23 protein-coding genes and 1 other annotated feature are annotated in these 26,169 nt (G+C 64.6%); of the genes, 21 read left to right on the top strand and 2 right to left on the bottom strand.

Translation table 11 applies throughout. The annotated features are described in order from the left end of the window. Positions 1 to 25: 25 nt before the first annotated feature. Together dtd and WMO64_RS07780 are read right to left on the bottom strand one after the other, a co-directional pair. Complete coding sequence (gene dtd / locus WMO64_RS07785) at positions 26 to 469, bottom strand: D-aminoacyl-tRNA deacylase (protein ID WP_349231615.1); 444 nt, start codon at positions 467 to 469, stop codon at positions 26 to 28. Between the two features lie 29 nt (positions 470 to 498). After that, entirely contained in the window at positions 499 to 1,566 is a 1,068-nt protein-coding gene (locus WMO64_RS07780; RefSeq protein WP_294521369.1) for an alanine racemase, read from the bottom strand. A gap of 219 nt (positions 1,567 to 1,785) precedes the next feature. Between WMO64_RS07780 and WMO64_RS07775 the strand changes: the two genes are divergently transcribed. The 21 genes from WMO64_RS07775 (at position 1,786) to WMO64_RS07675 (ending at position 26,101) form a co-directional block, all read left to right on the top strand. Then, entirely contained in the window at positions 1,786 to 2,421 is a 636-nt protein-coding gene (locus WMO64_RS07775) for a hypothetical protein (protein WP_349231614.1), read from the top strand. A 152-nt stretch (positions 2,422 to 2,573) separates the two neighbouring features. After that, positions 2,574 to 3,989, top strand: coding sequence for a tRNA (N6-isopentenyl adenosine(37)-C2)-methylthiotransferase MiaB (miaB, locus tag WMO64_RS07770; protein WP_349231613.1), 1,416 nt, complete (start codon positions 2,574 to 2,576; stop codon positions 3,987 to 3,989). Between the two features lie 91 nt (positions 3,990 to 4,080). After that, on the top strand, positions 4,081 to 6,690 hold the full coding sequence (gene mutS / locus WMO64_RS07765) for a DNA mismatch repair protein MutS (protein WP_349231612.1): 2,610 nt from the start codon (positions 4,081 to 4,083) through the stop codon (positions 6,688 to 6,690). 267 nt (positions 6,691 to 6,957) lie between these two features. Then, positions 6,958 to 7,668, top strand: coding sequence for a CPBP family intramembrane glutamic endopeptidase (locus tag WMO64_RS07760; protein ID WP_349231611.1), 711 nt, complete (start codon positions 6,958 to 6,960; stop codon positions 7,666 to 7,668). 17 nt (positions 7,669 to 7,685) lie between these two features. After that, a complete protein-coding gene (gene mutL, locus WMO64_RS07755) occupies positions 7,686 to 9,749 on the top strand; it encodes a DNA mismatch repair endonuclease MutL (protein WP_349231610.1) in 2,064 nt (687 codons plus the stop codon). A gap of 13 nt (positions 9,750 to 9,762) precedes the next feature. Further along, positions 9,763 to 10,020 (top strand): hypothetical protein, encoded by a 258-nt coding sequence (locus WMO64_RS07750; protein WP_294522834.1) that lies wholly within the window; start codon positions 9,763 to 9,765, stop codon positions 10,018 to 10,020. Between the two features lie 25 nt (positions 10,021 to 10,045). Beyond that, on the top strand, positions 10,046 to 10,981 hold the full coding sequence (gene miaA / locus WMO64_RS07745) for a tRNA (adenosine(37)-N6)-dimethylallyltransferase MiaA (RefSeq protein ID WP_349231609.1): 936 nt from the start codon (positions 10,046 to 10,048) through the stop codon (positions 10,979 to 10,981). Positions 10,982 to 11,029: 48 nt separating this feature from the next. Then, a complete protein-coding gene (gene hfq, locus WMO64_RS07740; RefSeq protein WP_006571875.1) occupies positions 11,030 to 11,263 on the top strand; it encodes an RNA chaperone Hfq in 234 nt (77 codons plus the stop codon). Positions 11,264 to 11,941: 678 nt separating this feature from the next. After that, positions 11,942 to 13,198: a biotin/lipoyl attachment domain-containing protein gene (locus WMO64_RS07735; protein ID WP_294522947.1), complete on the top strand. Its 1,257-nt coding sequence runs from the start codon at positions 11,942 to 11,944 to the stop codon at positions 13,196 to 13,198. Between the two features lie 33 nt (positions 13,199 to 13,231). Continuing rightward, positions 13,232 to 13,948 carry a YggS family pyridoxal phosphate-dependent enzyme gene (locus WMO64_RS07730; protein ID WP_349231608.1) on the top strand — a complete coding sequence of 239 codons (717 nt, stop codon included), beginning with the start codon at positions 13,232 to 13,234 and terminating at the stop codon, positions 13,946 to 13,948. Positions 13,949 to 13,967: 19 nt separating this feature from the next. After that, a complete protein-coding gene (locus tag WMO64_RS07725; RefSeq protein WP_294522941.1) occupies positions 13,968 to 14,453 on the top strand; it encodes a cell division protein SepF in 486 nt (161 codons plus the stop codon). Positions 14,454 to 14,554: 101 nt separating this feature from the next. Then, positions 14,555 to 15,370 (top strand): DivIVA domain-containing protein, encoded by an 816-nt coding sequence (locus WMO64_RS07720; protein WP_349231607.1) that lies wholly within the window; start codon positions 14,555 to 14,557, stop codon positions 15,368 to 15,370. Positions 15,371 to 15,455: 85 nt separating this feature from the next. Continuing rightward, positions 15,456 to 15,685: a binding site (T-box leader), on the top strand. A gap of 67 nt (positions 15,686 to 15,752) precedes the next feature. Further along, positions 15,753 to 18,575, top strand: a complete 2,823-nt coding sequence (gene ileS, locus WMO64_RS07715) for an isoleucine--tRNA ligase (protein WP_349231606.1) — start codon at positions 15,753 to 15,755, stop codon at positions 18,573 to 18,575. A gap of 130 nt (positions 18,576 to 18,705) precedes the next feature. Continuing rightward, positions 18,706 to 19,116, top strand: a complete 411-nt coding sequence (locus tag WMO64_RS07710; RefSeq protein WP_349231605.1) for a hypothetical protein — start codon at positions 18,706 to 18,708, stop codon at positions 19,114 to 19,116. 162 nt (positions 19,117 to 19,278) lie between these two features. After that, entirely contained in the window at positions 19,279 to 19,485 is a 207-nt protein-coding gene (locus WMO64_RS07705; protein WP_349231604.1) for a helix-turn-helix transcriptional regulator, read from the top strand. Further along, positions 19,463 to 19,900 carry a hypothetical protein gene (locus tag WMO64_RS07700; protein WP_349231603.1) on the top strand — a complete coding sequence of 146 codons (438 nt, stop codon included), beginning with the start codon at positions 19,463 to 19,465 and terminating at the stop codon, positions 19,898 to 19,900. Before WMO64_RS07705 ends, WMO64_RS07700 begins: the two co-directional genes overlap by 23 nt. A 43-nt stretch (positions 19,901 to 19,943) precedes the next feature. Then, entirely contained in the window at positions 19,944 to 20,657 is a 714-nt protein-coding gene (locus WMO64_RS07695; RefSeq protein WP_349231602.1) for an ABC transporter ATP-binding protein, read from the top strand. After that, positions 20,650 to 22,272 (top strand): hypothetical protein, encoded by a 1,623-nt coding sequence (locus tag WMO64_RS07690; RefSeq protein WP_349231601.1) that lies wholly within the window; start codon positions 20,650 to 20,652, stop codon positions 22,270 to 22,272. The genes WMO64_RS07695 and WMO64_RS07690 overlap by 8 nt, the downstream gene beginning before the upstream one ends. Positions 22,273 to 22,490: 218 nt before the next feature. Further along, on the top strand, positions 22,491 to 23,261 hold the full coding sequence (locus tag WMO64_RS07685) for a putative ABC transporter permease (protein ID WP_349231600.1): 771 nt from the start codon (positions 22,491 to 22,493) through the stop codon (positions 23,259 to 23,261). Between the two features lie 209 nt (positions 23,262 to 23,470). Beyond that, the gene (gene rpsO / locus WMO64_RS07680) at positions 23,471 to 23,737 is read left to right on the top strand and encodes a 30S ribosomal protein S15 (RefSeq protein ID WP_294517964.1); all 267 of its coding nucleotides are present in this window, start codon (positions 23,471 to 23,473) and stop codon (positions 23,735 to 23,737) included. A 213-nt stretch (positions 23,738 to 23,950) separates the two neighbouring features. Beyond that, complete coding sequence (locus WMO64_RS07675; protein ID WP_349231599.1) at positions 23,951 to 26,101, top strand: polyribonucleotide nucleotidyltransferase; 2,151 nt, start codon at positions 23,951 to 23,953, stop codon at positions 26,099 to 26,101. The last annotated feature ends 68 nt before the right edge of the window (positions 26,102 to 26,169 follow it).

The following is a 26,169-nucleotide window of genomic DNA, read 5'->3' as shown; positions in this document are numbered from 1 at the left end:
GCACCTCGCTTGCGTTAATGGGGTGTTACATATGGTCGGTGTCAAAGAGGATGGTAACGGGGCCGTCGTTCTGCGAAAAAACCTGCATGTCAGCCCCAAATTCGCCGTGCTCCACCTGGAAGCCACGAGCGCGACAGGCGTCCATAAAGCCCTCGTAGAGGGGGATGGCCACGTCGGGCCTGGCCGCGCCGGTGAAGCCGGGACGGCGGCTCTTGGTGTCGGCGTACAGGGTGAACTGGCTCACCACCAGCAGGCTGCCGCCCACGGTGGCCAGATTCAGGTTCATCTTGCCGTTCTCGTCCTCAAAGACCCGCAGGCCGCACACCTTGTCGGCCATCTTCTCGGCCTGGGCCATGGTGTCCTCGGGGGCCACCCCCAGCAGCACCAGAAAGCCCTGGCCGATCTTTCCGTTTACCTTGCCCTCGATCTCCACCGAGGCGTTCTTCACTCTGGTCACGACTGCGCGCATGCCGTTAAAATCCTCTCTTTATCTGAAAATCAGCGGTACTCCCGGACAAAGCCCCGGGCGTACATGGGGTCGATGTCAAAGTGGACCAGGTCCCCGGCGGAGCACTTCATGTCGGTCACGTCCAGCAGGGTCTCCATGGCCCCGATGCGGCCGATGACCTTCACCTTCTGCCCGTCGATGCGGACGGTGATCCGCCTGCCCCGCAGCCACCGGCGGATGGCAGCCCAGAAGCCGGGGTCCCGCACCCGGGCCACGCCGAAGCCGTTCTGGTACCCCACCGGCAGCACACCCACCCGGGTGGGCCGCTTGAGGGTGACGGGCTGCTCGCTGCCCACGGTGTGGCCCGCCGGGAGCCAGCGGACCTCCTCCAGGGAGGCCTCGCCGTACCCCACCCGCTGGAGACCGTCCCCCTTGGTGCGGCGGCACCGGCCCAGCAGCACCGAGCCCGCCCGCACCGCGTCCAGCAGGGCGTCATCGTAGTGGAGCAGGGCGAAGGAACCTGCGGCATGGACCGTGCCCGTCTCAAATCCGGCGGAGCGGATGGCCTCCAGCAGGCTCTGGAAGGACTGGATCTGTGCGGCAGCATCCTTTCCGTCGGCCTTCACCGAGTGGAGCTGGGTGTAGATGCCCGAAATGGCCACGTTGGGCAGGTTGCGGTAGGCGGAGAGCACCTTTTCCGGCTCGGTGCACAGAAAGCCGCCGAAGCCCAGGCCGGTGTCCACCTGGATGTGGGCCTCGGCCACGGTGGAGCGGCTCTCGGCCAGGCCGTTGAGGGCCAGGCCCGCGTCGATGGAGCCCACGGTGCACACCGCGTTCACGTCCACCAGCTGCTCCAGCTCCTCCCGGTCGGCAGTGGAGCGGAGCATAAGAATCTCCTCGTCCACAAAGCCCGCCTTGCGCAGGGCGGCGGCGTCCGCCGGCTCGGACACGGCAAAGCGGCCGATGCCCTCGTCCCGCAGGAGCCTGGCCATGTCCACCAGCCCGGCGCCCCCCGCGTCCCCGGTGAGGGCGGCGTAGATGGCGGCGCGGCCCGCCCGGGCCTTGACCACGGCGATGTTCTGCTTGACTGCCTGTCTCTCTATAATCAGGGCTTTCATGGCTGCGCCGCCTTTCCGCAACGATATTCAGCTTATTATACCCCCTGAAACAGTTGCCCGTCAACGCCGGAGGGGCAGGACAGGGGCCCTGAATTGCCGGGAAAGGAAAAATAATAGACAAAAAAAACAAAGTATGATAAAATAAAAATGGTAAGAAAGGAGAGAACGACTGCTGCGGCAGACCGGCCCGGCCCCGGAAACACAGTGAGGTGACGAAAAATGACACTCAATGCTTCCGTCCCTGGGATTGTCTACATCGCCATGGCCGCGGTGGTGGCCATCTGCATCGCCCTGCTCTACTTTCTGCTCCACAAGGGGGAGAAGAAAAAGCGGCTGATCTCCGCCGGGTGCATGGTCCTGTGCGCGGCCTATCTGGTCTGGTTCTACTTCCCCTACCGCTTTCCCGCCGACCCGGACAACGTTCAGCAGTTTGAGGTTACCAGCGAGCACGGCATCAGCTATGACCCGGCCTACGTCTGCGTGATGCTGAAGCCACAGGACGGCGGCTGGCTGGAGATTACGGAGGAGGAGGCCCGGGAGATTGTGGAGCTGAGCAACGGCCTGCTGTTCCGCCGGAGCATGTTCCATATTTCCGGGGACAGCGACCTGAACTTCCCGCCGGAGAGAGAGGGCGTGTACAGCGCGCCAGAAAATGAGTTTATCGACCTGAGAATCTCCCGCTCCAACGGGCCGGATTTGGTCGTCACCTGCGCCCTGGGGGAGAAGGGCTTCGCCTACTACGGCGGCATCCACTGCATTGAGGACGCGTACAGCCGGGTCTATGGCGCGGAGCCTCTGGTGGCGTACATCCGGGACCTGGCCGTCCGGTACGGTATCCAGCCGCCGGAGTGGTGACGGCGGGAATGAAAATACAGGGGACCGTCTGCCCGTGGAGCAGGCGGTCCCCTGTTTCGCGCCCTGTGTAAAAAAACAGGGCGCATCCTTGTTTTTAAAGCGGAAAAATGCTATAATTCTATATTCAGACGTTATGATTTGGAGGAAGTACTGTGGAGCGAAAGACCACCCATATCCCCCCCGAGGACATCGCCCGCCAGCGGGCCTACTGCGGGGAGATCAAAGAGATCAATTCCCGCTTTTCCAAGGCCCCCCTGGCCTTTGTGGACACCTACGGCTGCCAGCAGAACGAGGCCGACTCGGAGCGCATCCGGGGCTACCTGAAGGAGATGGGCTACGGCTTCACCCAGGACGAGAAAGAGGCCGCCGTCATCGTCATCAACACCTGCGCCATCCGGGAGCACGCCGAGCAGCGGGTGCTGGGCAACGTGGGCGCCCTGGTGCACACCAAGCGGAAGAACCCCAACCAGATCATCTGCCTGTGCGGCTGCATGGCTCAGGAGCCCCACAACGTGTCCAAGATCCGCACCTCCTACCGGCATGTGGACATGGTCTTCGGCCCCCAGGCCCTGTGGCGGTTCCCCGAATTCCTCTACCGCATCCTCACCCGCCGGGGCCGCATCTTTGAGACCGCCGACGACCCCGGAAGCATCGCCGAGGGCATCCCGGTGGTGCGGCAGAACGGCGTGAAGGCCTGGGTGTCCATCATGTACGGCTGCAACAACTTCTGCTCCTACTGCATCGTGCCCTACGTCCGGGGCCGGGAGCGCAGCCGTGACCCGGAGGTCATCCTCGCCGAGGTAGAGGAGCTGGCAAAGGCCGGTTACAAGGACATCACCCTGCTGGGCCAGAACGTCAACTCCTACGGCAAGGACCTGCCCGAGCCCATGGACTTTGCCGACCTGCTGCGGAAGGTGAACGCCGTCCCCGGCGACTTCCTCATCCGCTTTATGACCAGCCACCCCAAGGACGCCACCGAGAAGCTCTTCGACGCCATGGCTCAGTGCGAGAAGGTGGCCCCTGTCATCCACCTGCCCGTCCAGGCGGGCAACAACCGGGTCCTCAAGGCCATGAACCGGGTCTACACCCGTGAAATCTACCTGGAGAAGGTGCGCCAGCTCCGCGCGCGCATCCCCGACATCGTCCTCACCAGCGACATCATCGTGGGCTTCCCCGGCGAGACCACCGAGGAGTTTGAGGACACCATGTCCCTGCTGCGGGAGGTGGAGTACGACGCCCTGTTCACCTTCATCTACTCCCCCCGGGAGGGCACCCCCGCCGCCAAGATGCCCGACCCCATGAGCAAGGAGGAGAAGTCGGCCAACTTCCAGCGGCTGGTGGACCTGCAGAACGAGATCTCCCTGAAAAAGCACCAGGCCTACGTGGGCAGGACGGTCCGCTGCCTGGTGGACGGCCGCAGCGACGACCCCCGCAACAACCTGACCGCCCGCACCGCCGGCGGCCGGCTGGTCCACTTCACCGGGGACGAGAAGCTCATCGGCACCTATCAGAATCTGACCATCACCGGCTGCTCCACCTGGGCCCTGTTCGGGGAGCTGGCGGAGTAAAAAGCCGGGGAACACCGTTATAATTTCCCACTCGACACAGCGGCTGCGCCGCTGTGTCGAAACTCGCAGAGAGAAAAGGAGCGCGTACCAAATGCCCGCTGAGATCACCCCCATGATGCGCCAGTACATTGAGATGAAGGAGCGCCACCCGGACTGCCTGCTCTTCTTCCGGCTGGGCGATTTCTACGAGATGTTCAACGAGGACGCCAAGGTGGCATCCAAGGAGCTGGAGCTGACCCTCACCTCCCGGGACCGGAGCAAGCCCGCCGACGAGCGCACCCCCATGTGCGGCGTGCCCTACCACAGCGCCGACGCCTATATTGCCCGGCTCATCGCCAAGGGGTACAAGGTGGCCATCTGCGAGCAGATGGAGGACCCGGCCACCGCCAAGGGCCTGGTGGACCGGGACATCATCCGCATCGTCACCCCGGGCACCCTGATGGACGCCTCCATGCTGGAGGAGGGCCGCAACAACTACATCTGCGCCGTGTACGCCGACTCTACCGGCGCGGCCCTGGCGGTGTGCGACCTGTCCACCGGCGAGTTCTCCGCCACCCCCTACACCGATTCCGCCCGGGACGAGCACCTGTTCAACGACCTGGGCGCCTACAAGCCCCGGGAGGCGGTGCTGTCCGACGGGGCCTTTGCCGACGCCGCCCTCACCGACTTCCTGACCAAAAAGCTGGAGTGCCGCTGTGAAAACGGCGGAGAGGCCCGGTTCCGGCCCGACATGGCCCGGGAGACCCTGTCCCGCACCATTGCCGACCTGCCGGGAGAGGGGGACGCCGTCCGGGACCTGGCCGTCCAGGCCGCCGGAGGGCTGCTGTCCTACCTCTACGAGACCCAGAAGACCGACCTGTCCCACATCGCCGCCCTCACCATCCACTCCTCCGCTTCCCGGCCCTCCATGGAGCTGGACCTGACCGCCCGGCGCACCCTGGAGCTGACCGAGACCATGCGGGGCAAGGAGAAGAAGGGCAGCCTGCTGTGGGTGCTGGACAAGACCAAGACCGCCATGGGCCACCGGCTCATCCGCACCTGGCTGGAGCAGCCCCTCCTGTCCCCCGTGGCCATCAACCGGCGGCTGGAGGCGGTGAAGGCCCTGGTGGACGACCCCATCGCCCGGGACGAGATCGTCCTGTGCCTGCGGGAGATCACCGACCTGGAGCGGCTCATCGGCCGCATCGTGTACGGCACCGCCGGCGGCCGGGACCTGGCCGCCCTGGCGGCGGGCCTGGGGCGCCTGCCCGACCTGCGGGCCCTGCTGGAGCCCTTCTCCGCCGGGCTGCTGCCCACCCTGCGCCAGGAGCTGGACGACCTGGCCGACCTGCGGGGGCTCATCACCTCCGCCATTGACGACGATCCGCCCTTCTCCGTCCGGGAGGGGGGCTTCATCCGGGCGGGCTACAACGCCGACGTGGACTACCTGCGCAATATCATGACCAACGGCAAGGGCATGGTGGCCGAGGTGGAGGCCCGGGAGAAGGAGAAGACCGGCATCAAGAGCCTGAAGGTGGGCTACAACAAGGTGTTCGGCTACTACATCGAGGTGTCCAAGTCCTACTACGACCAGGTGCCCGACACCTACATCCGCAAGCAGACCCTGGCCAACTGCGAGCGGTACATCACCCAGGAGCTCAAGGACATGGAGCACACCATCCTCTCCGCCCAGGACCGGGTGGTGGCCCTGGAGTACCAGCTCTTCTGCGACGTGCGGGAGAAGACGGCCCAGCGTGTCCAGGAGGTCCAGCGCTCCGCCCGGGCGGTGGCCGCCCTGGACGTCCTCGCCTCCTTCGCCTGCGTGGCGGCGGACAACCACTACTGTATGCCGGTGGTGGACCTGTCCGACAAGCTGGACATTGAGGAGGGCCGCCACCCGGTGGTGGAGAAGATGCTGAAAAACGCCCTCTTTGTCCCCAACGACACCCACATGGACGGCGGGGAGAACCTGGTGGCCATCATCACTGGCCCCAACATGGCGGGCAAGTCCACCTATATGCGCCAGGTGGCCCTCATCGCCCTCATGGCCCAGATGGGCTCCTTTGTGCCCGCCAAGTCGGCCCACATCGGCATTGTGGACCGGGTGTTCACCCGCATCGGCGCCAGCGACGACCTGTCCGCCGGACAGTCCACCTTCATGGTGGAGATGACCGAGGTGGCTGAGCTGCTCAAGAACGCCACCTCCAAGTCTCTGCTGATCCTGGACGAGATCGGCCGGGGCACCTCCACCTACGACGGTATGTCCATCGCCCGGGCGGTGCTGGAGTACTGCGCCGACAGGAAGCGGCTGGGGGCCAAGACCCTCTTTGCCACCCACTACCACGAGATCACCTGCCTGGAGGGACAGATCCCCGGCGTGAAGAACTACAATATCGCCGCCAAGAAGCGCAAGGGCGACGTGATCTTCCTGCGGAAGATCGTCCGGGGGGGCGCCGACCAGAGCTACGGCGTGGAAGTGGCCAAGCTGGCGGGCGTGCCCGAGCGGGTCATCACCCGGGCCCGGGAGATCCTGGAGGAGCTGGAGAACGGCCAGGGCCCCTGCGCCGTCCCCGCCGCCGCGCCCAAGGCGGACGACGGCCAGATCTCTCTGGCCGACATGGGGGGCGGCCAGGTGCTGGACCGCCTGCGCATGGTGGACATCAACACCCTCACCCCCATCGAGGCCATGAACCTGATCTACGAGCTCAAGCAGAAGCTGTAAAAACAGTCGAAAAAACGGTAAAGCCGCTTTTTCGAGCAGGATGCAGCCCGCCGCGCGCATAATCTGCCCGCCATTGGCAGGCAGATTCCACACTTGCGGGCTGAGAAGTGTTTTCTCCGACGCGCATGTCGCCGGAGAAAACAGATTTCACTTTATTCGCGCCTGCGGGCGCGAACTCTGCGAGGCGCCTTTGAGAAGATGGAGCCGCCGCAGGGGAAAGGCTTTGGTACCACTCGTTTATCAAACCACAGAGAGGAGGGACATACTGTGACACAGCGCGCCTGGCGGCCCCAGATGACCGGCTCCGAGCGGAAACGGGGCTGGGTGTTCTTTGCCCTGTACCTCCTTGTGTTCCCCTACCTGAACGCCTGGGCCCAGCGGGCGCTGCTGGGGGACGCGGAGGTCCCGGCGGCGGAGGCCAACGTGGTGTACTACGCCCTCCTCTTTGCCCTGGCCCTGCTGGTGTTCTGGTCCTTTCTGCGCCACGGCTTCTCCCTGCTGGTGGACTGGCTGCCGGAGAACGCCTTCGCCTTTGTCACCGGCCTGGTGGGGGCGCTGGCCCTGGGCTTTCTGGCCGGGCTGCTGCCCCTGCCGGTGGAAAACCCCATCCCCATGCAGTACATGCAGGAGTACCTCCTCTCCCCCGCCGCCACCACTGTGCTGCTGGTGGTGCTCATGCCCCTGATCGAGGAGACCCTGTTCCGGGGGCTCCTGTTCGGCGCCCTGCGGCGGGAGAACCGGGTGCTGGCCTATGCGGTCACCGCCCTGGTGTACGCCCTGGCCTGCGTGTGGCGGTACGTGTTCCAGCCCACCGGCGCGGACCCGCGGTACCTGCTGCTGGCGGTGGAGTACCTGCCCATGTCCCTGGCCCTGTGCTGGTGCTACGACAACGGCGGCTCCATCTGGAGTGCCGTGGGGCTGCACATGGTCCTCAACGCCGCAGAGCTCATCACTGTGGTCCGGGGGGTATCGTCTTGATGGAAAAGGAGTCCCATATGCCACATATTCAACAGTTAGACCCCCATGTTGCCGACCTGATCGCCGCCGGCGAGGTGGTGGAGCGGCCCGCCAGCGTGGTGAAGGAGCTGGTGGAGAACGCCATTGACGCCGGGGCGGAGACCGTCACCGTGGAGATCCAGCGGGGGGGCATGTCCCTCATCCGGGTCACCGACAACGGCTGCGGCATCGCCGCCGGCGAGGCGGAGACCGCCTTTCTCCGCCACGCCACCAGCAAAATCCGCACCGAGCACGACCTGGAGGCCATCGGCACCCTGGGCTTCCGGGGCGAGGCTCTGGCGGCCATCTCCGCCGTGTCCCGGGTGGACCTGCTCACCCGCACGGCGGCGGAGGACCTGGGGGCCGCCCTCAGCCTGGAGGGGGGCGTGACCGTCAGTCGGGAGGAGGCGGGCTGCCCCGTGGGCACCACCATGGTGGTGCGGGACCTGTTCTTCAATACCCCGGCCCGGCTCAAGTTCATGAAAAAGGACGCCGCCGAGGGGGCCGCCGTGTTCGCCATGGTCCAGCGGCTGGCCCTGGCCCACCCGGAGGTGTCCATCAAATTCCTGCGGGACGGCAAGCAGGAGCTGCTCACCCCCGGCGACGGCCAGCTCAAGAGCGCCGTCTACTCCGTCCTGGGCCGGGACCTGGCCCTGGGCCTCATCGAGGTGAAGGGCTCCGGGGAGGACATGACGGTCACCGGCTTCACCTCCCTGCCCGCCTGCTGCCGGGCCACCCGGGGCTACCAGCACTTCTTTGTCAACGGCCGGTACGTGAAGAGCCGCACCATGATGGCCGCCCTGGAGGAGGCCTACCAGAACCAGAAGATGGTGGGCAAATTCCCCGCCTGCGTGCTCCATCTCACCTGCCGCCTGAGCGGCGTGGACGTGAACGTCCACCCCACCAAGCAGGAGGTCAAGTTCGGCAGCGAGCGGCAGGTGTTTTCCGCCGTGTACTACGCCGTTCTCTCCGCCCTGGAGGGGGACAAGAGCCATGTCCAGGCCGAAGTGGGCCGCCCCGCCGGGCGGCTGGCCCCCTCCGCCGGACACGACACCGTCACCCCCAACCAGACCACCTTCCGCACCATGACGGCCCAGGAGTACCGCCGGAGCGCCGCCGGTGAGCGGGGCGGGCTGCCGCTTCATGACTTTGCCGCACCCAGGACGGCGCCCCCCTCCGCCCGGCGGAAGCCGGAGGAGCGGCCCACGGAGCACAGGCCCAATTTCCAGGTGCCCACAGTCCGGGAGATCCTCCAGCCCATGGCGCAGGCCCCGGCGGCCGAACCGCGGGAGCGGCCGGAGGCGGCCGCCGTGCCGGAGCGGGGGCCCGTCCCGGAGGCAAAGGCTGTCTCCCAGGCTCCGGCGAAGGCGCCGGAGGAAGAGCCCGCCCCCCAGGCGCCGGTGCAGGAGCCCGAGGCGAAGCCGGTTCCTCCGGCACAGGAGGCCGCTGCACCCGTCGCTGAGCCGGAGCCCGTCCCACCGCAGCCCCGGGAGGAGGAGATCCCCTGGCGGGTGGCGGGAGAGGTGCTCAACACCTATATCATTGTGGAGCAGGGGGACAAGATCCTGCTCATCGACAAGCACGCCGCCCACGAGCGGATGAACTTTGACCGCCTCAAGGCCCAGGGCTACAAGCCTATGGTGCAGAGCCTGCTGACCCCGGCGGTGTTCACCCCGCCCGCCGAGGAGGGGGCGGTGCTGCTCCAGAACCTGCCGCTGCTCGCCCAGTTCGGCTTTGACGCCGAGGACTTCGGCGGCGGGGCCATTATCGTCCGGGCCGCGCCCAGCGACGTGGATGCGGAGGACGTGCCCGCCACCCTGGAGGAGATCGCCGCCAAGCTGCTGACCACCGGCCGGGCCAACCCGGACGCCGCCCGGGACGAGCTGATGCACACCATGGCCTGCAAGGCGGCCATCAAGGGGGGACAGAAGAACGGCCCCCAGGAGCTGGAGAAGGTGGCCGGGGCGGTGATGCGGGGAGAGGTCAAATACTGCCCCCACGGCCGCCCGGTGGCCATTGAGCTGACCCGCGGGCAGCTGGAGAAGCAGTTCAAGCGGGCGTGAGAGGAGCATGTGAATGGAAACGCTGACCACCCGGGAGGGGACGGGCTACGTCCTGCCTCCCGAACACTACGACGCGGGGGTGAAGCGCCTGGGCGCGCTGGAGCGCATGTGGGCCGGTCTGGAGGCCCGACAGGCGGCCATCCCCGGGGAGCTGCAGGCCCTGCGGGCGGCAGGAAAGGAAAAAACTGTGACATTCCGGGAGCTGATGGCGGAAAAGCTGACCAACGCCGCCATTCTCTCCGCCCTGGAGCGGGCGGAGAGAATGGGCTGACCCGGGAAAGAAAGGAGCTGGGACCGTGGCCAAGCTGCTGGTCATCTGCGGCCCCACCGCCTCGGGCAAGACCGCCCTGGCGGTGGCTCTGGCCAAGGCCACAGGGGGCGAGGTGGTGAGCGCCGACTCCATGCAGATCTACCGCCGCATGGACATCGGCACCGCCAAGCCCACGGCGGAGGAGATGGACGGGGTGCCCCACCACATGCTGGACGTGGCCGACCCCGGCGAGGACTACTCGGTGGCCCGCTACGTGGAGGAGGCCACCGCCTGCGTGGAGGACATCCTCGCCCGGGGAAAGCTGCCCATTGTGGCGGGGGGCACCGGCATGTATATCGACAACCTGTTGGCCGGGCGGGAATTTGCCGCCTTCACCGGAGTGTGGCGGCAGAAACTCCAGGACCGGGCGGAGCGGGAGGGCATCGAGGCCCTCTACCGGGAGCTGGAGCAGGTGGACCCCCAGCGGGCCGCCAGGCTCCACCTGGCAGACGAGAAGCGGATTATCCGGGCCCTGGAGGTATGGCACGAGACGGGCGAGACCATCACGGACCACGACCGCCGCACTGCCGCCCTGCCGCCCCGGTATGAGGCGGTGCGTATCGGCCTGACCTTTGCCGACCGGGCGGACATGTGGGAGCGCATCGACCGCCGGGTGGACCAGATGATGGCCGCCGGGCTGGTGGAGGAGGTGGAGGGACTGCTCTCCTCCGGCGTGCCGGAGCGCTGCACCGCCATGCAGGCCATCGGCTACAAGGAGATGGCCGCCGCCCTGCGGGAGGGCCGCCCGGTGGGCGAGGCCGCAGAGGAGATCAAGCTCCGCTCCCGGCAGTACGCCAAGCGGCAGCTGACCTGGTTCCGCCGGGAGCCGTCGGTGAGGTGGATCGTCTGGGAGAAAATACCAGATTTTTCAATGGCCCTCCAAAATTCGACGGCATATTTGGAAGAAACTGGATTACTATAAGGGCATTCCGTGGGCCTGTCCCACCAGAGAGAAAGGAATGTACTTAGTATGCAGAAGACAAACAACCTCCAGGACCTCTTCCTCACCCGCCTCAACCGCACCCGGGCCAATGTCACGTTCTTTTTGATGAACGGCTACCAGCTCCGGGGCCAGGTGGCCGGCTTTGACGCCTTTGTGGTGTTTCTCATCACCGACGGCAAACAGCAGATGATCTATAAACATGCAATCTCCACCATTACCCCTGAGCGGCCCGTGGATATGAGCCAGAGCGAAGGGGTCTGAGCAGGGCGCTCGGGCAGGAGGCCTTTCCCCAGGGCGAAGGCTTTGACGTGATGTTCTCCTTTGGCTTCCCTCTCGGGGGAAGCTGTCACGCAAAGCGTGACTGATGAGGGGGACTGCGGCAAGTCAACAGGGCGCCCCCTCATCCGCCCCAGTGTGCGCACTGGGGCACCTTCCCCCCAGGGGGAAGGCTTGGTTGCCTCGACCGGAGGCTGAAGCACGGCGCAGAGACTGCGTGCGGCATTGAGAACGGTGATTGAATTGCAGCGGTTTACAAGTCTGGGGGTTGACCCTGCTCGGGCGATGCAGTCACGACACTGACCAGCCGAACCGGCATAGTAACTGCTCTCAAATACGGCGGCTTCTTGGACACTGCCGCCGCCGGACGTACTCCGAAAGGGGTCCGGGGAAACGGGGGCGTTTGGCCCTAACAGGGCCCTCCGCCCCTGTGTCCCCGGCGGCTTTTGGGTACTTTTCGCCGGAGAAAAGTACCCCGCCGGAGGCCGTTCCCCTCATCCGTCTGGCCTTCGGCCAGCCACCTTCCCCCCAGGGGGAAGGCCCGGGGAAAGAAGTTCGGGGGATCTCTTCGGAGGGACTTGCAGGCCGGGCTCTGCCGCCGTATATTATTCCATAGAACGCCATTATTGACAGACAGATTTCGATTCCCTGGAGGAGCATCCCATGAAAGAGGGCAAGATCGTCAACCGAGTGGTCATGCTGGTGCTGCTGGGCGCGGTGCTGGTGTACCTGTTTGTGTACGCCTGGCAGAGCTTCACAGACCGGATGGTCACCATGACCTGCTATACCTACACCCTGGACCAGGCCACAGAGGCCACCGGTCTCCTGGTGCGGGATGAGTATGTGCTGCCCGCCCGGTCGGGGCTGGCGGACGTGCTGCCCGCCGAAGGGGAGCGGGTGGGCGTGGGCCAGACGGTGGCCTACCTCTATCAGGACGCCTCCGCTCTGGAGCGGCGGCAGCAGCTGGACGCCCTCAGCCAGGAGCTGGAGCAGATCAACTACTCCCTGGGCCACGCCGACGACATATCGGACAACGCCAAACTGTCTGAGGATATTCTCACCCGCATCGCATCCCTGCGGTCCTCGGTGGCCACCCGGGACTTCACCAGCCTGGAGGAGAACACCATGGAGCTGCGTACCCTGGTGTACAAGCGGGATTACTCCTCCACCGGGGATGTCACCGACCTTCAGACGGCCAAGACCGAACTGGAGAGCCAGATCCAGGCCCTCACCTCCGCCGCCGGACAGGACACCACCTCCGTGATCACCGACCGGTCGGGCATCTTCTCCGGCATGGTGGACGGCTGGGAGAGCCTGATCACCCCTGCCATGCTGGAGACCATCACCCCCTCCCAGCTGGCGGAGCTGGAGCAGAACACGGTCACCCCGGAGAGCGGCACGGTGGGCAAGCTCATCACCAGCGCCAAGTGGTACTTTGCCTGCGTGCTGGACGAGGCCGACGCGGGCGAGCTGGCCAACCTGCGGGACGACAAGAAGAAGGTCACGGTCCGCTTCTCCCGGGACTGGTCCGGCCAGGTGGACATGACGGTGGAGCGCATCAGCGACCCGGAGAACGGGAAAGTGGTGGTGGTGCTCTCCAGCAAGGAGTTCCTCTCGGATACCACCCTGCTCCGGCAGCAGACGGTGAGCCTGGTATACAGCAGCACCACCGGGATCCGCGTGCCCAAGAACGCCCTCTATCAGGACGAGAGCGGAGCGTGGGGCGTGTACGTGGTGGTGGGCGCCCGGGCGGAGTTCAAGCCGGTGGACATCGTGGACGACGAGGAGGACTACTACCTGGTCAACCCGGTGGAAGTGGCGCCCGGGGACAACAATGAGGCCAAACGGTCCCTCCGGGCCGGAGACGAGCTGATCCTCTCCGGCGAGGACCTGTACGACGGAAAAGTGGTAAGAGGCTGAGGGCCTCTCGCCTGAATATGGAGGTGCGGAGCGATGACGCTGCCCGAACGTGTGGAAGCTGTAAAGAGAAAGATTGCCGCCGCCGCTTTGGAGGTGGGCCGGGACCCGGCGGAGGTCACCCTGGTGGCCGCCACCAAGGTCCAGACCTCGGATACCATCCGGCAGGCCATAGCCGCCGGCATCACGGTGTGCGGTGAGAACCGGGTCCAGGAGATGACCGCCCATCTGGACGACGACGCCTACGCCGGCGCCGCCCTCCACTTCATCGGCCACCTCCAGACCAACAAGGTCAAGTATGTGGTGGGCCGGGTGGATATGATCGAGTCGGTGGACTCCCCCCGCCTGCTGGAGGCGGTGGAGGCCCAGGCGGCCAAGCTGGACCTGGTGCAGGACATCCTGCTGGAGATCAACGTGGGCGGCGAGGCGTCCAAGAGCGGCGTGGCCCCGGAAAACGCCCTGGAGCTGGCCAGGCTGGCGGCGGAGATGCCCCACGTCCGCCTGCGGGGGCTCATGGCAATTCCGCCTGCGGCCCATGTTGCCGGAGAAAACCGACATTTTTTTGCCGAAATGTATCGCCTTTATGTTGACATAAGAACGGCTTTGGACCATAATGTAACTGATATGGACTGCCTGTCCATGGGAATGAGCGGCGACTATGAGGACGCCGTGCGGGAAGGCGCCACCCACGTCCGGGTGGGCACCGCACTCTTCGGCCCCCGGCCGCCCATGACAAAGCAGAGCCAAGGCTGATTGATGGGGGTAACCGACCATGGGTTTTATTGATGAACTGAAGCGCCTCGCCCGTCCCTATGAGGACGAGGATGAAGAGGATTACGAGGAGGACTATGAGCCGGTCACCCGGGGCGACCGGGAGCAGCGCCGGGAGAAGAGCGCCTCCGCCAAGATGGACAATTCCGGCAGCATCTTCCAGCAGGAGGAGCCCCGCCGGAGCAACAAGGTGGTCAACATCCACACCACCACCCAGCTCCAGGTGGTGCTGGTGAAGCCCGACCGCTTCGAGAACGCCGCCGAGATTGCCGACCACCTGCGGGAGAAGCGCACCGTGGTCCTCAATCTGGAGCAGACCAACAAGGACATCGCCCGCCGCCTGCTGGACTTCCTGTCCGGCGTGGCCTACGCCAACGAGGGCAAGATCAAGAAGGTGGCCATCTCCACCTACATCATCACGCCCTACAACGTGGACATTTTAGGCGATTTAATCGACGAACTGGAGAACAACGGGCTGTACTTTTAACAGCTGACAGCGCGAAGAAAAAGCCGTCCCCGGACGGTGTGAAGCACCGGCTGGGGCAAAGATTTTGTACCCTTTTTTAAAGAGAAACGGGGGAATTGGATATGATGACACCGCAGGAGGTCTCTCAGCACGCGTTTGCCAAGGCCAGCTTCGGCGGCTACAATATGGCCATGGTGGACGAGTTCCTGGACCAGCTTACCGAGGACTACACCGCCCTGTACAAGGAGAATGCCCTCCTCAAGAGCAAGATGAAGGTGCTGGTGGAGAAGGTGGAGGAGTACCGTTCCACCGAAGAGGGCATGCGCAAGGCCCTGCTGGCCGCCCAGCGGACGGCGGACGAGATCGTCCGTGAGGCGGAGGAGAAGCGGGACCGGCTCATCGGCACCGCCGAGGGCGAGGCCCGGGCCAAGATCGACGGCCTGCGCCAGGAGCTGGAGAACGAGCAGATGCGCCTCAACGCCGCCAAGGAGTCCACCGCCGCCTACGTGGCCAAGCTGAAGGAGCTCTATCAGCATGAGATGGACTATCTCAACAGCCTGTCCCAGATGACCGCGCCCGCCCCCAGCCAGACCGACCAGACCGCCCGGGACATCCAGTCCTCCATGGAGAAGATCGTGGAGGAGGAGACCGGCGAGCTGCCCAAGGTGGAGGACGAGGAGCCTCAGGACGAGCCGGAGCAGGACAGCGGCGAGGACGACAGCCAGGAGGACGGCGGCCTGTACGCCGAACTGCTGGGCATGGACCGGAAGGACAAGGAGGAGCAGCCGGAACAGCCGGAGCGCCGGGAGCACAGGGATCACCGTGGCGACCGCCGTGCCCGCCGCCGGGACGAGGACGAGGAGGACGAGGACGACTCCCCCACCCGCCGCATCGACTTCAGCAACCTGAAATTCGGAAAAGATTACGAAATCAAGTGATTCCCCTTGACATAACCGGGGAAAACAGGTAAGATACACGGAGAAACACCCTTATGGGTGTTTCTCCGTGTTTTCTTTTCATACAGCAAACGCAAGGAAGAGGAGGAGTAGTCCGGCCCAACCTGCCCAGAGAGCCGCCGTTTTGGTGAAAGGCGGAGAGGCGGACGGACGAAAATCACCTCGGAGCCTCCGGCTGAACGGGCCTGACCCCACTAAGCCGGTACGGGCGGCGCCGTTATCCGCCGGCTTGAGCGGCCGCAGCATGCCTGCGGCAAGAAGAGTGGTACCGCAGAGGTTTGCGCCTTTGTCTCTTTTGGGAGACAGGGGCGCTTTTTTGTTCCCTTTGAATCTTTCATCATCACAATAAGGAGCGCAGAGAACCATGGATTACAACAAGACCATCCATCTCCCCAAGACAGACTTCCCCATGCGGGCGGGCCTGCCCCGGCGTGAGCCCGATATGCTCAAGGCCATGGAGGAGAAGGACATCTACCACAAGCTGATCAAGAAGAACGACGGCAAGCCCACCTTCGTCCTCCACGACGGCCCTCCCTACGCCAACGGCAACATCCACATCGGCACCGCCCTGAACAAGATCCTCAAGGATATGATCGTCAAGCACCGGAACATGACCGGCTGGTGCGCCCCCTACGTGCCCGGCTGGGACACCCACGGCCTGCCCATCGAGTCCGCCGTCCTCAAGGACAAGAAGGTGAAGCGGGACGAGATGACCACCGCCCAGTTCCGCACCAAGTGCAAGGAGTACGCCGAGAGCTATATCGCCAAGATGACCAGCCAGTTCCAGCGCCTGGGCGTGCTGGGCGAGTGGGAGAACCCCTATATCACCCTGCTGCCCGAGTTTGAGGCCAAGCAGATCGAGGTCTTTGGCAAGATGGCCGAGAAGGGCCTCATCTACAAGGGCATGAAGCCCGTGTACTGGTGCCCCCACGACCAGACCGCCCTGGCCGAGGCCGAGATCGAGTACGCCGACGACCCCTGTACCACCATCTTCGTCAAGTTCCCCGTGCGGGACGACAAGGGCAAGCTGGGTCAGTACACCGACCTGTCCAAGACCTACTTCGTGATCTGGACCACCACCCCCTGGACCATCCCCGGCAACTTCGCCATCTGCCTCAACGCCGACTTCGACTACGTGCTCCTCCAGGTGCCCGCCGGCGAGGTATATATCCTGGCCAAGGACCTGGCCGAGAGCGTGTGCAAGGCCGCCCATATCGACTACGACGCCTGCAAGGTGCTGGCCACCCTGAAGGGTAGCGAGTTCGAGCTGATGACCGCCACCCACCCCCTGTTCGACCGGGAGTCCGTCATCCTCAACGGCGACCACGTCACCCTGGACGCCGGCTCCGGCTGTGTCCACACCGCCCCCGGCTTCGGCGCCGAGGACTTCCAGATCTGCCAGCAGTACGACAAGGCCGGCCTGACCCACATCGGCGTCCCCGTGCCTGTCAACGCCAAGGGCGTCATGACCGATGACCGCTACAACGGCCAGTTCTACGCCAAGGGCAACGACATGGTGGTGGAGGACCTGGAGAAAGAGGGCTTCCTGGTGGCCAAGGAGAAGATCACCCACTCCTACCCCCACTGCTGGCGCTGCAAGAACCCCATCATCTACCGGGCCACCGAGCAGTGGTTCTGCTCCGTGGACGCCATCAAGGACGCCGCCGTCAAGGCCTGCGACTCCATCCAGTGGAAGCCTGAGTGGGGCAAGGAGCGCATGATCTCCATGATCTCCGAGCGCAACGACTGGTGCATCAGCCGTCAGCGCGTGTGGGGCGTGCCCATCCCCATCTTCTACTGCGACGACTGCGGCGCCGACATCGTCACCCCCGAGACCATCGCCCACGTGGCTGAGCTCTTCCGGGAGCACGGCTCCAACGTGTGGTTCGAGCGGGAGGCCAAGGACCTGCTGCCCGAGGGCTTCGTGTGCCCCAAGTGCGGCAAGGCCCACTTCTCCAAGGAGACCGACATCATGGACGTGTGGTTCGACTCCGGCTCCACCTGGGCCGCCGTGGCCGCCGAGCGTCCCTACCTGAAGTACCCCGCCGACCTGTACCTGGAGGGCGGCGACCAGTACCGCGGCTGGTTCCAGTCCTCCATGCTCACCTCCATCGCCGTCAACGGCATCGCCCCCTACAAGCAGATCACCACCCACGGCTGGACCGTGGACGGCGAGGGCAAGGCCATGCACAAGTCCCTGGGCAACGCCGTGTCCCCCGACGAGGTCATCAAGGACTACGGCGCCGACCTGCTCCGCCTGTGGGTGGCCTCCGCCGACTACACCCAGGACATGCGCATCTCCAAGGAGATCATGAAGCAGCTGTCCGACGCCTACCTGAAGATCCGCAACACCGCCCGCTACATGCTGGGCAGCCTGAACGGCTTTGACCCGGACACCGACGCCGTGGCCTACGCCGACCTGATGGATCTGGACAAGTGGGCCCTGTCCCGGCTCAATGAGCTCGCCCGCACCGTGCGCAGCTTCTACAACAAGTACGAGTTCCACGGCGTCTACCGCAGCCTGTACAACTTCTGCGTGGTGGACCTGTCCAACTTCTACTTCGACATCATCAAGGACCGCCTCTACTGCGGCGACGAGGCCGGCCGCCGCTCCGCCCAGACCGCCCTGTACCGGATTCTGGACGGCATGACCCGTCTGGTGGCCCCCATCCTGGCCTTCACCAGCGAGGAGATCTGGCAGGCCATGCCCCACGACAAGACCGCCGACGCCGAGTGCGTCCTCTTCAACGAGATGCCCGACTTTGACGAGGCCCTGGCCCTGCCCCAGGCCGACGCGGAGCGCTGGGAGGCCGCCATGGCCCTGCGCACCGACGTGAACAAGGCCCTGGAGATCGCCCGCGGCGAGAAGCGCATCGGCAAGAGCCTGGAGGCCTCCGTCACATTGTACTTTGACGGCGACGAGGCCCAGGATCTGTGGAAGGGCCCCCTGGGCGGCTTCGACACCCACGACCTGGAGACCATCTGCATCGTCTCCCACGTGGACGCCGTCATCGGCTCCGGCGAGGGCTACAAGGGCGAGGCCGTCCCCGGCCTGACCGTCCAGGTGGAGCAGGCCTCCGGCGCCAAGTGCGCCCGCTGCTGGATGTACAACGAGCACGTGGGCGAGGACCACGACCACCCCGAGCTCTGCCCCCGCTGCGCCGCTGTTGTGAAAGCGGAGCAGTAAGAAATTCTCATAACACCGCCAAACAGGCGCCCGTTTCTGCGGGCGCCTGTTTTTTGGACGAAAAGCAGCAGTAAGAGGTGAAATTCGTCCCCTATTTTGCTATAATGGAATTGAAAAAGGGGGTGTGGATATGAGACGAAGAACCGGCCACAGGCTGGCGGCCCTGTGCATCCTGGCCGGACTGCTGTTGTGCGCCACAGCCACCGTGAGAGAGCCAGAAGGCGGCCCGGCCATAACCGGAGTTGAGCGGGACAAGGCGGCCGCTGCGCTGGAGATGCGGGACATGGGAGAGGCCGCCTCCATGGAGCTGCTGTATAACCTGCGGGGTGAGGCGTCCCATATCCTGGTGCTCTCTGCCCAGGGGTACCTGATTATGGACCGGGCCACCCTGATCTGTCTGGAGGGCGGCGAGTCCAACCCCTACCGGGACTACCCGGATGCGCGGAAGTACTATGCCGGGCCTATCGCCTACTATGTGGCGCAGGACGGTGTGCTGTATGACTTACGGCGGGAGCGGGTGGCTGGCGCGCTGCCTGTATGAATCATGTCTCTGTCTCAGGACAGCGGGTGCTGCGGCATCCGCTGTCCTGTATTTTTGTAAAGATGATTTTAATGGAAAGTTAACTTGACAAAATAGGGCGGCGGGACTATACTGGGGCCACAGGACGGAAAGTGAACTTTCCATTTTGGAGGGGGCGAAAACGTGAAAAACCGGCTGGAGGAGCTGCGGAAGGCCAGGGGCATGACCCAGGAGGAGCTGGCCGAGGCGCTGGAGGTATCCAGGCAGACAGTGGGGTCCCTGGAGAACGGGCGGTACAACCCGTCCATCCTGCTGGCCTTCAAGATCGCCCGGCTGTTTCACACCACCATTGAGGAGGTCTTTCTCTATGAAGAACAGGGAGAGAAATAAGGAAATTCTGTACTGGATCGGCGCGGCGGTGAGCTGGCTGGCGGTGCTGCTGGTGCTGGTGGGGGACAATCTGGGTGTGAAGCTGCCCCCGCTGGCAGGCGGCCTGCTGTCCGGCGCGGGCGGCGCCCTGGGCGCTCTGCTGACGGTCAAGGCCCTCTTTGCCCGGCACTACCGCCGCAACGAAAAGGCCCGCAGGACGGCGGAGCGGGAGGAGAAGGACGAGCGTAACCAGCTGATCCGGGGCATTGCCGCTCACCGTGTCATGCTGGCCACCACCCCCATCTTTATCATCCAGTGGGTCATTCTGCTGGTGATGGACGTGCCCATGGCGGTGATGGTTGTGGTGATGCTGGCCTACCTGGCCCATTTCGTGATCTACATGTACCAGCTGGTCAGGCTCCAGAAGGAGCTGTAACAAGAGACAGCCGCCCGGGAAGGCGGCGGAAAGAGAGAGACGTATGAAGCTCATCTTGGAAGGGATCGAAAAGCATTTTGGGGAGAAGCAGGTGCTCAAGGGCGCGTCCTTCTCCTTCCAGCAGGGCCGGATCTACGGCCTGCTGGGCCGCAACGGCGCGGGCAAGACCACACTGATGAACTGTCTGGCCGGGGAGTTCCCGCCCGACGGCGGCGCCTTCTGCGTGGAGGACGGGGACGGAGCGCGCCGCCCCCTGGCCGAGGGGGACGTGGGCTATGTGCTGTCCACGCCGGTGGTGCCCGAGTTCCTGACGGGCTGGGAGTTCGTGAAGTTCTTCCAGGAGATCAACGCCGGCAAGGACCCCACCGGCCGCACTCCCGACGACTGGCTGGACCTGGTGGGCATTGACGCCGAGGACCGCTGCCGCCTGATGAAGGACTACTCCCACGGCATGAAGAACAAGATGCAGATGCTCTGCTTCCTCATCGCCCGGCCGCCGGTCATCCTGCTGGACGAGCCCCTCACCTCCTTCGACGTGGTGGCCGCCAAGGAGATGAAGGACCTGCTCATCGAGATGAAGGAGGACCACATCATCCTCTTCTCCACCCACATCCTCCAGCTGGCCGCCGATCTGTGCGACGAGATCGTCCTCCTCCACCACGGCGTGCTGGAGGAGGTGGACCCGGCCATCATTCACACGCCTGAGTTCGAGAACCGGGTGGTGGAGCTGCTGAAAGAAGAGGACCGCCATGATTAAGGACATGCGGAATGTGTTCCGGGTGCAGTCGGCCATGAGCTGCAACCGCTTCCTCTTCTGGCTCAAGAAGATCCCCCTCATCCGCCGCCTGTTCCCCGACCGGGTGTACGCCGCCTCGGCGGGCAAGCAGCGGCTCATGGCCGTGGTGGAGGTGCTGAAGCTCATCGCCGCCTTTGCCGGAAAGTTCATCTACCTGTTCCTCTGCTGCCTGCTGCCCGCCACGCTGTTCCTGGGGGAGGAGGTCCAGCCCGAGACGCTGTGGCTCAGCTTCCTCACAGCCCTGTTCTTTCTCAGCTTTTTGGGTGGGGCCTTCCTCCAGTCCAACATCCTCACCGCCAGCCTGGTGAAGTACACCTGCGTGCGGCAGATGGGCATGAGCGCCCGGGCCAGCCTGGCGGCCACCGCCGGGCGGGAGCACCTCCAGTCCTTTGTGACCTTCACCCCGGCCCTGATTGTGTTCGCCGCCCTGCTTGGCCCCGGCTGGTGGGCGGGGCTGCTGCTCACCGTGCAGCTGGCCGCCTTCCGGTGCATCGGCGAGCTGTTCCACGTGTGGGTGTGGGACCGCTGGGAGAAGCAGCCGGGCAAGAGCTTCTGGTACATCGCGGCCGTCACCGTGACGGCCCTGGGCGGGGCCTACGCCACCCTGCTGCTGCCCACCCCCCTGCCCATGGAGCGGTTCCTCTTCAACCCGGCGGTGTACATCGCGTCGGTGGGTTGCGGGGCCTGGGCGGGCATCTGGCTCCTCCGTTATCCCCACTATCAGGCCCTGGTGTGGAAAACCTGCCGGGCGGAGAACGTGTCCACCGCCGCCGCCAAGCAGAACGCCGCCCAGGCTGCCTTCCGGGATGTGCAGATGAAGGAATCCGACCTGCGGGCGGAGGACGCCGGGGGCCGCATCGCCGCCCTGAAGGGGTACGCCTACCTCAACGGCCTGTTCTTCCTGCGCCACCGGCGGCTGCTGAACCGGCCGGTGAAGTACGCCCTGGGCATTGTGGCCGCGGCAGTGCTGGTGGGGCTGGGCGGCGTGCTCTTCGCCCCGGACACCATGACCGGGCTCATGGCCGAGTTCCCCACCCGGTTCCTGCCCATCTTCGTGTTCATCATGTATCTCATCTGCAACACCCTGGGCCAGCGCATCTGCAAGGCCATGTTCTACAACTGCGACATCTCCCTTCTCCGGTACGGCTGGTACCGGGAGCGGAAGGTGCTTCTGCGCAACTTCACCATCCGGCTGGGCCAGGTGGCCAGGCGCAACCTGCTGGTGGCCGCCGCCATCTGCGTAGGCGCCGCCGCCGTCACCCTGGCCGCGGGGGCGCCTCTGAGCGGCGCTCTGGCCCTGTTCTGCCTGGCGGTGCTCAGCCTGGCCGTGTTCTTCTCGGTCCACCCCCTGTTCCTCTACTACATCTTCCAGCCCTACACCGCCCAGCTGGCGGTGAAGAACCCCTTCTTCGGTATTCTTAACTGGGTGGTCTATTTTGTATGCTGGATGTGCCTCCAGGTCAAGCAGCCCACCGGGGTATTCACCCTGGCGGTGGTGGCGTGCACCGTCGCGTACAGCGCCGTGGCCCTGGCCGTGGTGTGGAACCGGGCGGAGAAGACCTTCCGCATCAAATGAGCCTGCCGTCAGATGATCCGTCCCCGCCGCCCGTTTCGGGCGGCGGGGACATTTTTCGCGGCCGGACAGAGGACAAAAACCCTTTCCAAGGTCGAAATTTTGAGTTTTCAGGGGAAAAGTTAAATGAAAATTTAATACTTCCTTTATGTTGAACCCAATGGCCGGGTGGTATGATATCCACAGTTCCAGGGCGCTGGACAGAGAAAGGAGTTTCTCCCATGACACAACAGCAGACCGCGGCCCTTTCCGGCCCCCGGCAGGCGGAGGCCGTCTCCCCGGAGAATACCCCCGGCTTTTTTGCCCGGGGCGTGAATTTTTATAAGCTCTTCTGGATTTTCCTCGGCGTCTCCTTCCTGGGCTGCCTGGTGGAGACGGCCTTCATGCTCCTCACCCGCGGGGAGCTGCAAAACCGCAGCGGGGTCATTTACGGCTCCTTCTCCCTGGTGTGGGGCCTGGGGGCGGTGCTGTTCACGGTGTGCTTCCACCGCCTGGCCCGCCGCAGCTCCCTCCTCATCCTGCTGGCGGGTACCGCCCTGGGCGCGGCGTACGAGTACGCCTGCTCCTGGCTCCAGGAGGTGCTCTTCGGCGCCTGCTTCTGGGATTACAGCCACCTGCCCTTCAACATCAACGGCCGGGTGAACCTGGTCTTCTCCCTGTTCTGGGGGGTGGCGGCGGTGCTGTGGGTCAAGTGTGCCTACCCGGCGGCGTGCCGCTGGATCGGGAAGATCCCAAACGGGGCGGGCCGCCCCCTCACCATGGTGCTGGCGGCGCTGATGGCCTTTGATATCGGCCTCACCTCCGCCGCCCTGGGCCGGATGAACCAGCGGCAGCATGACATCCCTCCTGCCGGGCCGGTGGCGCAGTTCCTGGACGCCCATTACCCCGACCGCAGGCTGGAGGCCGTCTTCACCAATCTCACCTACATCGGCACCGACGAGGCCCGGGAGGCCGCCGGGGTGCCCAGGCCCAACGACCTGCCGGGACAGTAGGCCTCACCGGACGGAAACAAGGGAGAAAACCCTGAAAATTGTGATTTTTCCCTTTACATCGTGGGCAAAATATGATAGACTACCATGGCACGCAAATGTGCGCAAGACGCCTGCCGCTTAGTTTCGGGACAATTGCCGCGTATCCGCGGGGGTCCGCCCACCCGTTACTCAGCCGCCGGGCAATTTATTTGAAAGGTGGAACTTTTCCCATGATCCGTAAGGACGAAAAGACGGCCGTGATCGAGGCCAACCGCACTCACCCCACTGACACCGGCTCCCCCGAGGTCCAGATCGCCATTCTGACCGCCCGCATCCAGGAGCTGACCGAGCACCTGAAGATCCACACCCACGACAACCACAGCCGTCGTGGCCTGCTGAAGATGGTCGGTAAGCGCCGCAAGATGCTGGACTACCTGATGGCCAAGGACATCGAGCGGTACCGCGCCATCATCGCCAAGCTGGGCATCCGTAAGTAACAACCATTATGATAGGGTGGTGTGGTCAAGCCACGCCACCCTATCTTGCCATTCTCCTCCGGGAGGACGGCGCGAACCTATCCACAGGCCCCGCTGGGCCGGAGCGCTTTTTTAGCAGTTGAACATGGGCCTGAAGAACACAGACCCGGGTTCAAATGCTAAAAGGTGAGACGGCCCGGACGCTGGCCAATACCAACGAAAAGGAGGACCACCATGTCTACCGTCATCACCCACAAGCAGTTCCCCAACCACAAGATCTTTAAGACTGAGATCGCCGGCCGCCCCTTCTCCATCGAGGTGGGCAAGACCGCCGAGCTGGCCAACGCCGCCGCCCTGGTGCGCTACGGCGACACCACCGTCCACGTGGCCATCTGCGTCTCCCCCCGTCCCCGGGACGGCGTGGACTTCTTCCCCCTGAGCGTGGACTTTGAGGAGAAGCTGTACGCCGTGGGCCGTATCCCCGGCTCCTTCATGCGCCGCGAGGGCCGTCCCTCCCTGCCCGCCGTGCTGGCTTCCCGCCTCATCGACCGGCCCATCCGCCCCCTGTTCCCCTACGACTTCCGCAACGACGTGTGCATCACCTGTACCGTCATGAGCGTGGACTACGACTGCTCCCCCGAGGTCACCGCCATGATCGGCGTGTCCGCCTGCCTGAGCTACTCCGAGATCCCCTTCGCCGGCCCCATCGGCTGCCTGGAGGTGGGCTACTGCGACGGCCAGATCGTCTTCAACCCCAACCAGGAGCAGCGCAAGACCTCCCGCATGGACGTGACCGTGGCCGCCACTGAGAAGAAGGTGGTCATGATCGAGGCCGGCGCCGACCAGATCCCCGACGAGATCATGTACGAGGGCATCGTGAAGGCCCACGAGGAGATCAAGAAGCAGGTGGCCTTCATCAACGACATCGTGGCCCAGATCGGCAAGCCCAAGATGGAGTACGACCACGCCGACTTCAACCAGGAGCTGTTCGACAAGATCGTGGACAAGTACATGGACGAGGCCAAGGCCGCCATGGACACCGACGACAAGAACATCCGCGAGCAGCGCTGGAACGCCATGATCGACAAGTGGCACGAGGACTACCTGGAGGAGTACCCCGAGATGGACAAGTACCTGGAGGAGTTCACCTACAAGTTCCAGAAGAAGATCGTCAAGGCCTGGCTGCTCCAGGGCCACCGGGTGGACGGCCGCGCCAAGAACGAGATCCGTCCCCTCAGCGCCGAGGTGGGCGTGCTGCCCCGGGTCCACGGCTCCGGCCTGTTCACCCGCGGCCAGACCCAGGTCCTGTCCGTGGCGACCCTGAACACCCTGGCCGCGTCCCAGAAGCTGGACACCATCTGGGAGGAAGACGAGAAGCGCTACATGCACCACTACAACTTCCCCCCCTACTCCGTGGGCGAGGCCAAGGCGCCCCGCTCCACCAACCGCCGCGAGTACGGCCACGGCGCCCTGGCTGAGCGGGCTCTGGTGCCCGTGCTGCCCAGCGTGGACGAGTTCCCCTACGCCATCCGGGTGGTGAGCGAGGTCCTGTCCTCCAACGGTTCCACCTCCCAGGGCTCCATTTGCGGCTCCACCCTGGCCCTCATGGACGCCGGCGTGCCCATCAAGGCCCCTGTGGCCGGCATCTCCTGCGGCCTTATCCAGGACGACGACGGCTCCTTCCAGACCTTCATCGACATCCAGGGCGTGGAGGACTTCCACGGCGAGATGGACTTCAAGGTGGCCGGCACCAAGGCCGGTATCACCGCCATCCAGATGGACCTGAAGAACGACGGCCTCACCCACGAGATCATCAAGCAGGCCCTGGAGATCACCAAGGACGCCCGCTACGCCATCCTGGACGAGATCATGCTCCCCTGCATCTCTGAGCCCCGGGCCGAGGTGAGCAAGTACGCCCCCAAGATGATCACCATGAAGATCGACGTGGACAAGATCCGCGAGGTCATCGGCAAGGGCGGCAGCGTGATCCAGAAGATCTGCGCCGAGTCCGGCGCCACCGTGGACATCGACGACGACGGCACCATCCACATCGCCTCCCCCAACGCCGAGGCCTGCGACGCCGCCAAGAAGATGATCGACACTATCGTGTTCGTCCCCGAGGTGGGTCAGCTGTACTACGGCAAGGTGGTGCGCATCCTGACCTTCGGCGCCTTCGTGGAGCTGGCCCCCGGCAAGGACGGCATGGTCCACATCTCCAAGCTGGCCGACCACCGGGTCAATAAGGTGGAGGACGTGGTCAACATCGGCGACATGATCTGGGTCAAGGTCACCGACATCGACGAGAAGGGCCGCGTGAACCTGTCCTACAAGGACGCCCTGAAGGAGATCAAGGCCAAGCAGGCCGCCGGTCAGAGCGCCAAGTAAGAAAACCGGATAAAACACAGACCGGGCGGACACCATGTGTCCGCCCGGTTTTTTGTATTTCAGCAGCA

It is taken from the genome of Pseudoflavonifractor intestinihominis (assembly GCF_040096055.1).
Taxonomy (GTDB): Bacteria; Bacillota; Clostridia; order Oscillospirales; family Oscillospiraceae; genus Pseudoflavonifractor; species Pseudoflavonifractor intestinihominis.
The sequence above is the reverse complement of the archived record's forward strand: the minus strand, read 5'-3'. Positions and strand labels throughout refer to the sequence as shown.

What these genes read in the sequence shown, in the direction of transcription:
- dtd (WP_349231615.1), bottom strand. Translation starts at nt 469, where the DNA reads ATGCGCGCAGTCGTGACCAGAGTGAAGAACGCCTCGGTGGAGATCGAG.
- WMO64_RS07675 (WP_349231599.1), top strand. Translation starts at nt 23,951, where the DNA reads ATGTCTACCGTCATCACCCACAAGCAGTTCCCCAACCACAAGATCTTT.
- rpsO (WP_294517964.1), top strand. Translation starts at nt 23,471, where the DNA reads ATGATCCGTAAGGACGAAAAGACGGCCGTGATCGAGGCCAACCGCACT.
- WMO64_RS07685 (WP_349231600.1), top strand. Translation starts at nt 22,491, where the DNA reads ATGACACAACAGCAGACCGCGGCCCTTTCCGGCCCCCGGCAGGCGGAG.
- WMO64_RS07695 (WP_349231602.1), top strand. Translation starts at nt 19,944, where the DNA reads ATGAAGCTCATCTTGGAAGGGATCGAAAAGCATTTTGGGGAGAAGCAG.
- WMO64_RS07730 (WP_349231608.1), top strand. Translation starts at nt 13,232, where the DNA reads ATGACGCTGCCCGAACGTGTGGAAGCTGTAAAGAGAAAGATTGCCGCC.
- WMO64_RS07775 (WP_349231614.1), top strand. Translation starts at nt 1,786, where the DNA reads ATGACACTCAATGCTTCCGTCCCTGGGATTGTCTACATCGCCATGGCC.
- WMO64_RS07750 (WP_294522834.1), top strand. Translation starts at nt 9,763, where the DNA reads ATGGAAACGCTGACCACCCGGGAGGGGACGGGCTACGTCCTGCCTCCC.
- mutL (WP_349231610.1), top strand. Translation starts at nt 7,686, where the DNA reads ATGCCACATATTCAACAGTTAGACCCCCATGTTGCCGACCTGATCGCC.
- WMO64_RS07690 (WP_349231601.1), top strand. Translation starts at nt 20,650, where the DNA reads ATGATTAAGGACATGCGGAATGTGTTCCGGGTGCAGTCGGCCATGAGC.
- WMO64_RS07780 (WP_294521369.1), bottom strand. Translation starts at nt 1,566, where the DNA reads ATGAAAGCCCTGATTATAGAGAGACAGGCAGTCAAGCAGAACATCGCC.
- WMO64_RS07700 (WP_349231603.1), top strand. Translation starts at nt 19,463, where the DNA reads ATGAAGAACAGGGAGAGAAATAAGGAAATTCTGTACTGGATCGGCGCG.
- WMO64_RS07725 (WP_294522941.1), top strand. Translation starts at nt 13,968, where the DNA reads ATGGGTTTTATTGATGAACTGAAGCGCCTCGCCCGTCCCTATGAGGAC.
- ileS (WP_349231606.1), top strand. Translation starts at nt 15,753, where the DNA reads ATGGATTACAACAAGACCATCCATCTCCCCAAGACAGACTTCCCCATG.
- mutS (WP_349231612.1), top strand. Translation starts at nt 4,081, where the DNA reads ATGCCCGCTGAGATCACCCCCATGATGCGCCAGTACATTGAGATGAAG.
- hfq (WP_006571875.1), top strand. Translation starts at nt 11,030, where the DNA reads ATGCAGAAGACAAACAACCTCCAGGACCTCTTCCTCACCCGCCTCAAC.
- WMO64_RS07710 (WP_349231605.1), top strand. Translation starts at nt 18,706, where the DNA reads ATGAGACGAAGAACCGGCCACAGGCTGGCGGCCCTGTGCATCCTGGCC.
- WMO64_RS07720 (WP_349231607.1), top strand. Translation starts at nt 14,555, where the DNA reads ATGATGACACCGCAGGAGGTCTCTCAGCACGCGTTTGCCAAGGCCAGC.
- WMO64_RS07735 (WP_294522947.1), top strand. Translation starts at nt 11,942, where the DNA reads ATGAAAGAGGGCAAGATCGTCAACCGAGTGGTCATGCTGGTGCTGCTG.